The 14139-nt window shown below is 36.6% G+C and carries 11 protein-coding genes; all 11 read right to left on the reverse strand.

Annotation, left to right across the window (positions count from 1 at the left end):
- Positions 1–33 precede the first annotated feature (33 nt).
- The 11 genes from ACF3OB_RS09925 to fmt all read right to left on the reverse strand — a co-directional run bounded on the left by ACF3OB_RS09925 (position 34) and on the right by fmt (position 13978).
- Positions 34–771, reverse strand: a complete 738-nt coding sequence (locus ACF3OB_RS09925; protein ID WP_392447591.1) for an MlaE family ABC transporter permease — start codon at positions 769–771, stop codon at positions 34–36.
- Between the two features lie 111 nt (positions 772–882).
- Positions 883–2445, reverse strand: a complete 1563-nt coding sequence (locus ACF3OB_RS09930; RefSeq protein WP_172919079.1) for an OmpP1/FadL family transporter — start codon at positions 2443–2445, stop codon at positions 883–885.
- Between the two features lie 36 nt (positions 2446–2481).
- Entirely contained in the window at positions 2482–3591 is a 1110-nt protein-coding gene (locus ACF3OB_RS09935) for a hypothetical protein (RefSeq protein WP_392447594.1), read from the reverse strand.
- A 261-nt stretch (positions 3592–3852) separates the two neighbouring features.
- Positions 3853–5076, reverse strand: coding sequence for a peptidase T (gene pepT / locus ACF3OB_RS09940; protein WP_392447596.1), 1224 nt, complete (start codon positions 5074–5076; stop codon positions 3853–3855).
- 9 nt (positions 5077–5085) lie between these two features.
- Entirely contained in the window at positions 5086–7515 is a 2430-nt protein-coding gene (locus tag ACF3OB_RS09945) for a glycosyl hydrolase family 95 catalytic domain-containing protein (protein WP_392447598.1), read from the reverse strand.
- 110 nt (positions 7516–7625) lie between these two features.
- Positions 7626–8813, reverse strand: coding sequence for an OmpA family protein (locus ACF3OB_RS09950; protein WP_172914172.1), 1188 nt, complete (start codon positions 8811–8813; stop codon positions 7626–7628).
- 94 nt (positions 8814–8907) lie between these two features.
- A complete protein-coding gene (gene hpf / locus ACF3OB_RS09955; protein WP_042008057.1) occupies positions 8908–9198 on the reverse strand; it encodes a ribosome hibernation-promoting factor, HPF/YfiA family in 291 nt (96 codons plus the stop codon).
- Between the two features lie 37 nt (positions 9199–9235).
- Positions 9236–10141 (reverse strand): tyrosine-type recombinase/integrase, encoded by a 906-nt coding sequence (locus tag ACF3OB_RS09960; RefSeq protein ID WP_042008055.1) that lies wholly within the window; start codon positions 10139–10141, stop codon positions 9236–9238.
- 67 nt (positions 10142–10208) lie between these two features.
- Positions 10209–11909 (reverse strand): gamma-glutamyltransferase, encoded by a 1701-nt coding sequence (gene ggt, locus ACF3OB_RS09965; protein WP_392447600.1) that lies wholly within the window; start codon positions 11907–11909, stop codon positions 10209–10211.
- Between the two features lie 5 nt (positions 11910–11914).
- Positions 11915–12919: a M28 family metallopeptidase gene (locus tag ACF3OB_RS09970; RefSeq protein WP_095893319.1), complete on the reverse strand. Its 1005-nt coding sequence runs from the start codon at positions 12917–12919 to the stop codon at positions 11915–11917.
- Positions 12920–13030: 111 nt separating this feature from the next.
- A complete protein-coding gene (fmt, locus tag ACF3OB_RS09975; RefSeq protein ID WP_172919081.1) occupies positions 13031–13978 on the reverse strand; it encodes a methionyl-tRNA formyltransferase in 948 nt (315 codons plus the stop codon).
- Positions 13979–14139 lie beyond the last annotated feature (161 nt).

Below are 14139 nucleotides of genomic sequence, written 5' to 3' on the forward strand. Positions count from 1 at the left end.
GCTTGTTCCTTTTTTTTAATGAGTGAAGTAATTTTAGGCGTAGAACAACTGTGTCAATACCGAATTAACTATAATAATCACAATACTCGTCCATACGAACGATGTTGTACTTGCCTTTCCAACATCTAAAGCTCCACCTTTCATGTAGTAACCGTGATATGCAGGGACTGTAGCTAAGAAAAAGGAAAATACCAATGTTTTGGTAAAGGCATAAACTAAATCGTATGTTTTGAACTGCATTTGTACCCCTTCTATAAACTCGCCTGAAAAAGCAGCTCCACTTGTCACAGTTGAGACCCAACCACCTACAATACCTACGAACATGCCAATCGCAACCAGAAAAGGAAAGAAAAGCAGTGCAATGATTTTCGGAAAAACCAAATAGTTTAGTGAATTTACTCCCATAACATCTAAAGCGTCAATCTGTTCTGTAACTCGCATTGTTCCGATGCTTGAAGTTATGAATGATCCTACCTTTCCTGCTAAAATTACTGATGTAAATGTCGGTGCAAATTCCAAAATGATGGATTGACGTGTAGCAAAACCTATTAGTGATTTCATTACCAAAGGAGAGTCTAAGTTCAATGCTGTTTGAATAGCAACGACTCCCCCTATGAAAAATGAAACGAATAGGATGATTCCTAATGAGTTGACTATCAGATCATCAATTTCTTTGATGATTAGCTTTTTTGTGATTGACCATCGCGTCCTTTTTCTGAATATATCGTAGAGCATTATAAAGTAACGCCCAATAGCTTCAATGTGTTTCATAGTGAAAAATAAGAGCAAAAATACAAAAAAATATTGGTTTACAAAAAAGTAAGGCTATCCTTTTTACGAATAGCCTATCCTTATTTATTAAATAACAAATTGTATAGATTTTTAGAATAATTTTATTGACATTGTCAATAGAATGTTACTTCTTGTCGATGTCATTTTTGCAGGTGTAGTTAAGACCGATTCATAGATACGATGGTAATTATCTTGCTTTGCAACGTCATACGACAAATCGAAACGCACACCACCAAGAGCGTATCCTAAGCCTAATGAATATCCCGTCAAATCACCTATGTATTTAATTCCTGTTTTGTAAGGACTTTGTTCATGACGGATTCCTGCTCGTAAACTCAATGCTTTGATTCGGTATTCTCCACCTAAACGAATAGCCGAGGTGTCTCCTAATTCATTTTGAATGACGGTGTTTTCCGATTTTAAATTTTCTGTTCTGAAATATGTTTTCCCATATCCTTTGTAGATATAATCAAAGCTAATTAAGCCGTTTTTTCCAAATATATAAGCAGCACTTGCAGTCCATGAACCTGGCGTGCGGAATTTGTACTCATCGTATACAACTACTACTCGTGGGTCTGCAAAAAACGCTCGGTTGTTTGTTTCTATGTACTGAGTTGTTTCATCTTGTAATGTGTACCAAGTAGGCGAAGTATACGAAACTCCTAAACGTAAATCTTTCGTAGCTTTAGCTATAGCCCCCAACTGAAAGGAAATTCCATTCCCTAAAGTTTTCAATTCGTTTCTGAAATATGCATTTTTGATATCTCCGGAATGATCATATCCTTCATAGTGGCGTGTAACACTCGAATAATCAACAGTATGGGCATTGAATCCTAAACCTAAATAAATATCATCACCATACTGGGTAGCGAAACTAAAGTTGTACTTATGTATTCCTCCTTTGGTCGCAACATCGAAATTCTGCTTGGTTGAAACTCCTGCCACCTTGTTTATGTAGTTAGTCTCTGCTAAAATATTATCTGCTAATTGGTCAGAGTCGGAAGGTTGAATTTCTCGAAATCCAATTTGAGGATCTACCAAGCCTACTGTATATCCCAATAGAGCATTACGTAGGGTAAATGCTCTTGGTGATCGTCCCATAGCATCATAAATATCAGTCAAACTATTTCTTCTCACAATAACCTTATTTTCGTAATCATCTAACATCAAGTCTTGCTGGGCGATACCATTGGCAAAGTGTTGAAAATAGTCTCCTAAATTTTTCCCTGTTGTAGAGCCTCCATAAATAAAATCTCGGTTGAAATCGGCTGAGGTTTGGTAGTTGAACGACAGTGCGAATTTTTTCCAATCTGAATCATCCGTATTCGGAATACTGAAAACTACTCCAAACTGATCGAAAGTGAAGTTTGAGTATTTGTTAGTCACAGTAGTATTGTGTAATGTATTTTTGGAGTTGAAACTTTCCCCTCCCAAAGTGAAAGTTATTTCGCCTGTTGAAAAAATAGCACTACCTGCAGGATTCACACTGATAGCGGATAAATCTCCTCCCAGTGCACCAAAAGCCCCACTCATAGCTCGGTAACGAGCCGTTCCGTTCAAATCTTCAACAGAATAACGCAATGCATCTGTTAAATTTTGAGCTGAAGTAACACCAACTATGGATGAGCATATTAATAATAACGTTTTTCTCATTTTCTATTCGTTTAAATTCAAATGTATATTCTAGGACTAGTAACTTCTTCGGGTAGTTCCGCTACTACTGCGGTTTGAGTTTCCGCTACTGCTTCCTCCTGAGTCGTAAGAACCAGATGTATTCCTACTATTATCGTAACCTCTGTTTGTGTTCGAAGGTGTGTAGCTTCTTGACGAATTGTTATAGCGTTCTTGATTTGAGTTGTAGTTAGAACTTCTTTCTCTACTTTGGTAGGATCTAGAATCTGAGTTTACTCGATTTTGGGTAGAATTGCTTGGTGAGTAACTTCTTGACGAAGTACCTCTATTATTATTACTGTTGCCATAATTTGAATTTCGTTCAGTTCGATATGTTCTTGAGTCTGAGTTGCTTCTATTAGGCACATGTCCTCTTGAAGAGTTACCCCTATTGTAGTCATCGTAATAACCGCTTGAATCGCCTCTACGTCCTACAGTTGGTGAATATCTTCTACCATCATATCGGTAGTAGTTTCCATTGCTGTAATACCCTCCATTGTTGTAGTATCTATCACGGTAATAATATCTATCGCCGTAATAGTATGGATATCCATAGTAATGTCCTCTGTAATACGGATAATATCCATAGTGATAAGGGTGGTAATAGCGTTCATAATATCCCCAACCCCAGCCTATTGAAAATCCCCAAGTTCCTCTGTTTCTGTAATATGGGTAGTAACTTCCATAATAAGGTGTCGGATACCAAGCTCCATATCCCCAATAAGAATTGTAGCGATAATAAGGATCGTACCAATAGCTATTATAATCATAAATATTTACAGTCACTTGTGAAGGATTGTCTCCCCAACCAGCGTACGCTTGTCTTCCATTTTCTGTATAAGTGTTTGATGAATAGTTATCTACATCAGTAAACACGGTATAATTGTCATCAGGGGTAAACTGTTGAGCCTTATCTCGGAAGTAATTACTGTATTTATTCTCGCGTACAACTATTGTTTGCTGTGCAGGACGATGCTCCACAACTTCTACATATCGTACCGATGGACGCTCTCCATAGATTCCGTCATCGTAATATGTGTAATAAGAACCACAGGAAGCCAAAAGCAACGGTAACATCACTAAAAAACTTCTCACCGCAAGAACTCTGATTTTGTTATACTTTTTCATAATACTGAATTTAAAAATTTCACTTCATGTTGAAATCATAGACTTCACTAATAAATCAACAATATCTGTGCCAAATTTTGAACAAAAGCAATCCATAGTTTTTTGGAATAAAGAAGAAGCTTTCTGAAAAGTTAATACGACGTACCTCCGAGCAGTAAGCAATATCCTAAGCTGTTGATATTTAAACGCTCTTAAATAGCGGTACAGTAAGAAAAACTTTTCGGAAAGCCTTTATAATTAATATGTTGGAAATTAGCTGTTTTACTTTTTAGCTACTAATTTTGCAATATTTACAATCACTTGTGTAGCTTTTTCCAAACTTTCTACAGGAACATATTCAAATTTCCCGTGGAAATTATGTCCTCCGGCAAAAATATTTGGACAAGGTAACCCCATAAAGCTCAGTTGCGAACCATCTGTTCCGCCACGAATAGGCTTGATAATAGGGGTGATTCCCAGTTCTTTCATCGCTTTTTCGGCTACTTCTACAATATGAAAAACAGGTTCAATTTTTTCACGCATGTTGAAATATTGGTCTTTGATTTCTACCGTAACAGCATCTTTATGAGTTTTGTTTAATTCCTCAACAATTTGTTTTATAGTTTCTTTTCGTTTTTCGAATAACTGACGGTCGTGGTCACGGATGATAAGTTGCACAGTCGTGTTTTCAATGTCGCCTGTTATATCCATTACGTGAAAAAATCCTTCTCTGCCTGAAGTTTCTTGTGGGATTTCATTTTCAGGCAACATTGACATAAACTTGTTGGCAATCAACAAGGAATTGACCATTTTGTTTTTCGCATAACCAGGATGTACGCTTTTCCCTTTGAAATACACTTTTGCCATCGCAGCATTAAAGCTTTCGTATTCCAATTCTCCGATTTGACTTCCATCCATGGTATAAGCCCAGTCGGCACCAAATTTTTCCACATCAAACTTGTGGGCTCCACGTCCAATTTCTTCGTCAGGGGTGAAACCAACACGGATTTTACCATGCTTAATTTCAGGATGTTGTATCAAATATTCCATAGCGGTAACAATTTCTGCAACTCCTGCTTTGTCGTCAGCCCCTAATAAGGTAGTTCCGTCTGTAGTGATAATTGTTTGTCCTTTGTAAAGCAATAGGTCTTCAAAATATGAAGGGGAAAGTACTATGTTTTTTTCTTTGTTCAGTACGATGTCGCTTCCATCATAATTTTCAATAAATTGAGGATTTACGTTTTCTCCCGAGAAGTCAGGCGAAGTGTCGAAATGAGCAATAAATCCAATGGTTGGTACTTCATAATCAACGTTTGATGGTAAAGTTGCCATTACATACGAATTTTCATCAATTGTAACCTCTTCCATGCCAATTTGTTTTAGTTCTTCGGCTAAGAATCGAGCTAAGTTCCATTGTTTTTCTGTACTTGGAGTAGTTTGACTTTCAGGGTCAGATTGTGTGTCTGTTTTTATGTACGTAATGAAACGTTCTACTAATTTTTGCATATGGATTAACTATTTTATTATATAAATCTGATTTTTCTTAGTTTTAAAACCTATTTTTTTGTTTGTTTTAGAAGATTTAACGACTCTTTTAAGTTTATTATTCGTTTTTAGATATATACTTTTACCAGCAGGAAGCATCACATAGCATGTACTTCCGCTTAAGGAGATGATTTCCGCCTCTTTAAGATTGTGATCTTCCCAAGAAAAGCTAACTTCAAAGTTATTTCTTGCCTTCATTCCTTTCATTTCTCCATTTTTCCAGTCAGGATGGCTTGGCAGAGCAGGTAAAATTCGGATAACATTGTCTTTTCCGTGACTTTGTAAAAGCATTTCTGAAATTCCAGCCGTTCCTCCAAAGTTTCCATCAATTTGAAACGGAGGATGAGCACAAAATAGATTAGCGTACGTTCCACCATCTCTCCAGTTATTTGAACTAATTTCAGTAGGTTTTAATAGCTGCCGAATCAGTGTAAGGGCATGATCACCATCTTGTAATCTTGCCCAGAAATTTATTTTCCAAGCCTTGGACCAACCTGTTCCAGCATCACCACGTATGTTTAAAGTTTTGCGAGAAGCTTCAGCGAGTTCAGGCGTGTCCCAAGGGGTTATTTCATCATACGGATATAGTCCGTAGAGATGTGATACATGACGGTGTTTAGGGTCAGAGTCCTCCCAATCGTCCAACCATTCGTTCAAATCACCATCTTTTCCGATAGTGTTTGGTGCTGTGTTTTTAATTATATCTCGCCATTGAGAGTGTTTTTCTTTGTCGACACCCAATAATTGGGACGCTTTTAAGGTGTTGGAAAATAATTCTCTAAGAATTTGCATGTCCATTGTAGGCCCCATGCAAGTGAATCCAACTTGTTTTTTTCCATCTTTTAATTCTGGAAGTACATATCCGTGTTCAGGAGAATTTGAAGGAGAAGTAACCCAAAAATTTGTTTGAGGATCTTTCACTAAAATATCTTCAAAAAAACGAGCTGATTCTTTTAAAGTTGGATAGTATTCTCGTAAGAAGTTAATATCCTGAGTGAATTTGTAATGCTCCCAGATATGTTCACAAAGCCAAGCTCCTCCCGTAAGTGTCGAACCCCAACTTGCTCCTTCGCCTGGAGAGGTGAAAAACCAAGGATTGCTAATCACGTGAGCTACCCATCCGTTAGCATTGTAATAAGCCTTAGCCGTTTTTTTCCCATTCTCCATTAGGTTTTTAGTGAAACGATGCAAAGGCTCAGCTAAATCGGATAAATTAGTTTGCTCAGCTAACCAATAATTCATCTGTACGTTGATATTTAAATGATAATCACCATTCCAAGGCGTTTGATACTCCTCAGCCCACAACCCTTGCAGATTCGCTGGTAACAATCCAGGTCGTGACGAGCAAATCAGTAGATAACGCCCAAAATTGTAGTACAAAACAGGTAATAAAGGATCATTTTCGCCTTTATAAAAGCGGTGTAATCGTTCATGTGTAGTGAAATTTTCAGTAAGAATGCTACTTGGCATATACCAACGATTGCGATTGAAAACTTCCTGATATTTTTTTTGACTATCAGATAAGGCAGCCTCAAATGATGCACTTTTATGTAGGTATGAATGTGCTTTTTCTACCACGTTTTCTGAAGATAATTTCCCTGTATTATGATCGTAATTTGTTGAAGCACTTATTTTTAAAATAATATTTTTTGAATTGTTGACAACTAAACAATCATTATTTTGTTCTAAAACTCCATCTGCTTCCACCTCTACGACTGAAGCAAACCTCATTCCCTTTTCAGTTTCATTAGGCAACGTTCCACTCATAATGATTTGGTTCCCTTGATATGAAACGGAAGCATTTTCCTTACGCGAAAGAGCTACGTTAAGTTGTAAGGGATTCGATGCAGAAATTTTAATCCATAAAATGTCGTTTTTAAAATCAGCGAAAGCAATTTGTTGAATTTGGTTATTATCACGTTCAAAGGAGGTGGTGGCAATAGCTTTCTCAAGATCTAAAATTCGTTTATAATTTTTTACCGGAGAAGAGTTTTGCCAATCCAAGGTAAGATCTGCCAATATTTGATAACAACCGTAGTGACATTTCATGCCATTCCCATGACAAGACCCACGTCCTTCAGATACAAAATGCTTTTGAAGTAATTCTTGTGCCTGGAGATTTTTTCCTTCAAAAAGTAATTGTTGGATTTCTTTCAGATAGGCATTGGCATTTGGGTTATCAGACTCCTGATGTCCTCCTGACCAAAGTGAGATTTCGTTTAAAACGATGCGTTCCACATCAGTTTTTCCGAAAATCATTGCTCCTAAGCGTCCGTTTCCGATAGGAAGGCTTTCGGTGAAATGCTTAGCCGATTCGTTGAATACCACCGAAACGTCTTGTTTTTGAGCGTTTACCACATAACAGATGAAAAACGCTAAACATACAAATGATTTTTTCATTGTTACTTAATTAGAAAATTAGCACCCAAATTTATGACTTTTTACCACAAATAGCAAAAAAACCGATTAGAAATTTCTAATCGGTTTTTCAATTTATTCTTTCATATGAACTATTTCAATTCGAAAGTGGCTTTGCGAACAATTTGACGTGCCTGAGCAGAGTTTTTGTTAACACTTTTGTCTTCCCCTCTTCCTTCAGAGGTAATTCTTGAAGCATTAATTCCAGAGTCAATCAACAATTGTTTAACAGTGTCAGCTCTTTTCTTAGATAAACTTTGGTTGTAATTTGTTCCTCCTAACTCATCTGCAAAACCTACAACATTTACCCTTGAACTTGGGTTTTCTTTCAAGAATTTAGCAACAAAATCAGCAGCCCAAATTGAATAAGACTGAGGTTTGCTTGAGTTGAAATCAAAGTAAACGTTGATATATCCTTTTCGTATTAAATCACTAGCTGTGTCGCTATTGATTTCACCCGAGTGAGATACACTGTTCTTTGTAGCGTAGTTTTGATTCAAGTAGTTTTCGATTTCATCAGGAATATTATTTCCGTTAGCATCGTTCATTTTATTTTCTTTTTTAGCCACTTCTTTCTGTAAACCAGCTACATCTTTCTCTAACGCTGCTATACGGTCATTCAAATCTGATTTTTCAGTTGCAATACTATGCCAATCAGCGTGTTTTCCATGTTTCCCGATAGCAAACTGTAGGCCGACAGTAGTTACAAAGTTAATTCCCTGAATTGCTTTATTTTGAGTTGCTGTAAAGCCATCAAACGTTCTGTCTTGTTTTCCGTTAAAGTAAAAAGAACCGTCAACAACTAACGTAATTCTGTTAGAAATACGCAACTGAGGGGTTAAACCAACAACGCCGAAAGCTACTTGATCCTTACCTGAGAAAGCATCTGCCTTTAGCTGACCATATCCAACACCTGCATGAGCCAACAATCCTAAATCACTCGTCCATTCTTCAAAGCCTAAAACACGACCTATGTTCGCAATTCCTTGTAAATTAACATTCCATAGGTTTGATTCAAACTTTGGTGTATTGTCCTCATTCTTGAAAGAATCGTATCCTCCACCTAAGCGAAGACCAAACTTATTGTTGAACATATAGCGAACACCACCGCTCACGTTCCATGGGCTAAGTGTTGAAGTTGAATAGCCTTCAGACATTTCAACCAAAGGGCTGTTAACACCCCCTTGTAAGTCAATTGACCATTTGTTGTAATCTTCTTGAGCTTTTACAGAAACTATTGCTAAGGCAAATATTCCTAAAGTAAAAATCTTTTTTTTCATTTTTCTCGTTTTTTATATAAATTAATACTGCTTTTTGTTGTGGGGCAACAAAAATAATACTAATTTGAAAATTAGAGAAAAAATTTTGTCATATTTAACGTTTTTCTTTGTATTTTAACAACATTCGCTCCAAGGGAACTACAGATGCATCTACTCCTTCCTCAAAAGACTTAAATTGTTTCTTTACGACCAAACTTTCACCCGGAACATGAACCTTAATTTCTACAATTTTATTTTCTTTAGCGCTTGTGTTTTCTAATTTTAGATGGACATCTGCTTCGATTATTTTATCATAGAAGAGGTCTAACTTATCTAACTTTTTTTGGATAAAATCAACCAATTTTTGGTCAATAGTAAAATCTACTGGATGTACGTGTACTTTCATAACTTTAATTTTATAAAAGGTTAAACAACTTTTTTATTTATTCATTTTTTATTGCTCGAGGATGAGCTCCGTTGTACTGCTTTTTCAATTCTGCTAAACTACTATTAGTATAAACTTGGGTACTCGCCAAACTCGAATGTCCTAACAGCTCTTTAACAGTGTTCAAATCGGCTCCTCCGTCCAATAAATGACTTGCAAATGAGTGCCTCAATACATGAGGGCTTACGTTTTTCTTTGTTGTTATTGTGCTAAAGTACGAATTAATTATGCGATAAACAAGTGTTTCGTAAATTTTTTTTCCATTTTTTAGTAAAAATAAATAATTTTCACTTTCTGAATTTGCAACTTCTTGTCGTACAAATAGATATTCTTTCAATGATTTTTCTAACTCAGGAAGCATTGGTATGAGGCGCTCTTTGTTGCGTTTTCCTAATACTTTTAGTTGATGCGAACCAAAATCAATGTCTTTCAATTGCAAATTGATTAATTCGAAACGACGTATACCCGTGCTGTAAAGCGTTTCTATAATGGCATGATTTCGAATAGCCTCAAAACAATTTTTGTCTTCACATAGCGACAGTACTTTTTTTACTTCATCTTCAGAAAAGGGAAGTTTTATGTTTTTTTCTGTCTTCAACGAGGGAATTCCTTTTTCAAAAGGGCTTACTTCAATTTGACTTGATTTTTTCAGAAAAGAAAAGTAAGTTCTCAAGGCAGCCAATTTCCGATTGACGGTTTTAAAAGTGATGTTTTGCTCAGTTAAATGGATAATCCATTTTTTTAAGTCTTCTTGTTGGGCATTTTCGATATTTTGGTTTTCTTTAGGATTTAGTTCGTTTAGAAATTTTTCAAATGATATCAGGTCATGTTTGTACGCTTCCACAGTGTTTGTGGAATAATTTCGCTCTATGGTAAGATAGTTTATGAAAGCACTGACAGACATTGTTTTATAGTTATGTAGTGATATATATATTATTATAGAAAGAGTAAATACATTGTTGATTTTTAGGTTAGAAACCGATTGCCGTATCATCCCCTCGAGGATCAGCTCCGCCCTCTAATTCTCCATTCGGATGTACTAAAATGGCATCTACTTTACCTATTATAATGTTATCTTCTTCCTTGATAAGATACCCTTTACCCATAAGTTCTTCGACTGTTTTTCGATCAAATCCTTTAGGTTCTAACTTTACTTCATCGGGTAACCATTGGTGATGAAAACGTGGTTGATTTACAGCTTCTTGCATCGTCATTCCAAATTCAATTACGTTCAGAATATTCTGTAGGACAGAGGTAATAATGGTTGATCCACCTGGAGTACCGATGACCATTTTGAGTTTTCCGTTATGTTCCACAATGGTAGGGGTCATAGAACTTAGCATACGTTTGTTAGGAGCTATTGCATTAGCTTCTGAACCGACTAATCCGTAAACATTAGGGACGCCTGGTTTGATACTGAAATCATCCATTTCATTGTTAAGGAAAAAACCTGCTCCCTTAACATATACTTTGGAGCCGTAATTCGTGTTTAGTGTTGTTGTTACAGCTACGGCATTTCCATAAGAATCTACAATGGAATAATGAGTGGTTTCTTCACTTTCGTAAGATGATAATTTTCCATGACTTATTTCCGATGAACGACTGGCTTTATCCCATGAAAAATCTGACATTCTGTATGTTAGGTAATTTGGATTGAGTAGGCTATCTAATGAAACTCGTACGAAATCTATATCTCCCAGATAGTAGGCTCTATCGGCATAAGCACGGCGTTCGGCTTCGGTTAAAAGTTGGATGTATTCTGTTTGATTGTGAGGATAATTACCAATATCATAAGGTTCTATCATTTTCAATATTTGAGCTAAACAGATTCCTCCACTCGAAGGTAAGGTCATGGAGATGATGTTAAAATCTTTGTATTGAAACGAAATTGGGGTTCGCCACTGAGCTTTGTAGTTTGCCAAATCATCATGGGTGATAATGCCCCCCAATTCCTGTACGTAATCCACTATCCGTTTGGCAGTTTCTCCTTTGTAAAACTCATCTCGTCCATTGTCACGAATCCGTTCTAAAGTCTTTGCCAAATCTTCGTATTTGACTACTTGACCTGCCGTCCATCCATTGTCAAAAGGGGTAGGGTAGTTGTTAGCTTTTTTGATTAGTTCTATATTTTTGTTCATGTATCCATTGGCTTGTAATTCGGTAATAACTACTCCATTACGAGCTAAATCAATAGCAGGTTGTACTAATTCAGCAAAAGGTAATGAACCTAATTTTTGATGAACTTCAAAAAGTCCGTCAATAGTTCCAGGGATGCCTATTGCCAACGCACCAAGTGTGCTTTTGTGTTCAATAACCTCTCCTTTGCTATCCAAATACATATCTTTAGTTGCACCCGCAGGAGCTTTTTCACGATAATCCAGCGCTCCTGTTTTCCCATCAGCTAAGCGGTAAACCATAAATCCGCCTCCGCCAATGTTTCCTGCATTGGGATATGCCACAGCCAAAGCTAGTTCCACAGCTATCATTGCATCGAACGCATTGCCTCCTTTTTGCATTATGGCTACTCCTATTTTTGAAGCCTCTTCCTTGGCGCTTACGACCATTGCATTTTTAGCCAGTAAACCATAGACTTTCTCTTTTTCAGTAATTTGAGGTGAATTGCATTGCAAAAAAAGAAGTAATAAACTTAAAAGAAAGACCGATTTTTTCATCTTTGTTAATATTTATCGTTGGCTAATTTCCACATTATCAAATAAGAAGCACGTGTAATTTCTATGATTTTATCCCAATTTAAGCGATCGGCATGGTCAGTAGGTTTGTGATAATCTGGATGTCCATCGGTATGAAACCATACAATTGGGATTTTATACTTAGCAAATGAACCATTATCACTTCCACCGACAGGATTATCCCAAGCTCGGTAATCAGGTTCTAAATCAAGTTTGTAGCTTTTTAAATCTTGTTTTAACCATGTTTCAAAAATAGGGAATGAAGCCGTATAGAAATACACCACATGTTTTGGTTCGGCAGGACGATTATTACGCCCAATCATGTCATAATTCAAATAGGACTTTATATTATCTCTAAAAGAGCATTTGTCGATGAAATATTGTGAACCAAGAAGCCCTCGCTCCTCTCCATCCCAAAAAGCGAAAATAATGGTTCGCTCAGGTTTTTCTCCCGATTCTTTGAAAGCCTTTGCCAATTGCAGTACGGCTGACACTCCCGAAGCATTGTCGTCTGCACCGTTATATATATTGTCACCAAATAAATTTGCATCCATTCCCAAATGGTCGTAATGAGCACCCACGATAACGTACTCATTTTCCTTTTTACCTCGAATCATTCCTAAAACATTAGCCATTTCCAAACGAACGTGGAAAGTTTTCTGTAAACGTGTGATTATCGAGTCAGTAACCGTGTATCGTTTCGGTTCACGAGCCGAGTTTTCAGGTCGGTAAGCAGTAAAGTGTTGTAGATAGTTATTTGAAGATAATAAGGGTTCTATGCCGTATTGTTTGAGTTGAGCAACGATGTATTCTCGAGCAATTCGTCCCCCTCGAAATCCTGATTCGCGACCTTCTAAAAGGTCATTTGCTAAAAACTCAATATGAGCTTCAGCGTTTTTGCGGTCAATGGCTTGAAATCCTTTTTGTATTGGTTTTTGGGCATTGACATTCAATGCGATAATCAATGTAAAAAATAAAGCAATGTATTTCATAGTTTTTGGTAATTAAGATTTGTCATTATTTATATCTGAAAACTTATTGCGATTCATTGTGTATATTTTATGTTTTAGAAAGTGTGGTAGATTTATATAAGTCAATATAAATCAATGAAATATAGCCTCTTCGTTGAAAGAAAATCCGTTAAGTAAATCAGAGGCTTTCATTCGTTTTTTTCCGGGGATTTGGAGTTCAAGCACATTAATATATCCTTTTTTTACGGCTATATGAATTTCTTTCTTCTCGGTGGTAACTTTTCCAAACGGAAGGTCGTGAGCCTTTTCCATAAAAATGGCATCATAGATTTTGATGTTCATTTCTATTTCGTTTTGACGCAAGAGCGTCCAAGCTGTTGGATACGGGCTCATTCCTCGGATGAGTCTTTCTATGGCGATTCCTTCGGTTTGCCAGTTAATTTTACAAGTTTCTTTGAAAATTTTTGGAGCTTCAGTAAAAGTTTCATTCATAGGTTGTTGCTTCGGGAGGCAGTTTCCTTTTTGTATAGCATCGACCGTTTTTAATACCAAAGTAGCTCCCTGTACCATCAGTTTATCGTGTAATGAACCTGCGGTTTCTCGGTCTGATATGGGAGTTTCTGTTTGCATGATTATAGCCCCTGTATCAATCTTTTCATCAATAAAAAAGGTAGTCACCCCCGTTTTTTGTTCTCCGTTGATGATTGCCCAGTTGATAGGAGCTGAACCTCTGTAATGAGGTAATAATGAAGCATGTAAATTAAACGTTCCGTATTTTGGAAGTTGCCAAACTACCTTCGGAAGCATCCGAAAAGCAACCACTATTTGCAAATCGGGCTCCAAATCTTTGAGTGATTTTATGAAATTCTCATCTTTCAAATTTGTCGGTTGCAAAACCGGAATTTGTTGACTTTCTGCATATATTTTTACGGGAGATGCGTGTAATTTTTGTCCACGACCAGCAGGTTTGTCAGCAATGGTGACAACACCTACGACATTGTATTGATTTTCAACTAACTGTTTTAAAGTCTCCAGAGCAAAGTCTGGCGTACCCATAAATACGATTCTTAAATTTTTCATGTTTTGATATTAAAAGAAGAACTATTAGGAGGTTGTGTCAAAAAACTGTTTTCATCTCCCTATAAGTTCATAATGAGAGCATTATGAAAGTTTTTCTCTCGGATAAGTTTATCAGTTATGGCAAATGTAGCTTATTGTTTGTTAAGTAGATATAATCTATA

This window comes from Capnocytophaga canis (genome assembly GCF_043187445.1).
In the GTDB taxonomy this organism is placed as follows: Bacteria; Bacteroidota; Bacteroidia; order Flavobacteriales; family Flavobacteriaceae; genus Capnocytophaga; species Capnocytophaga canis.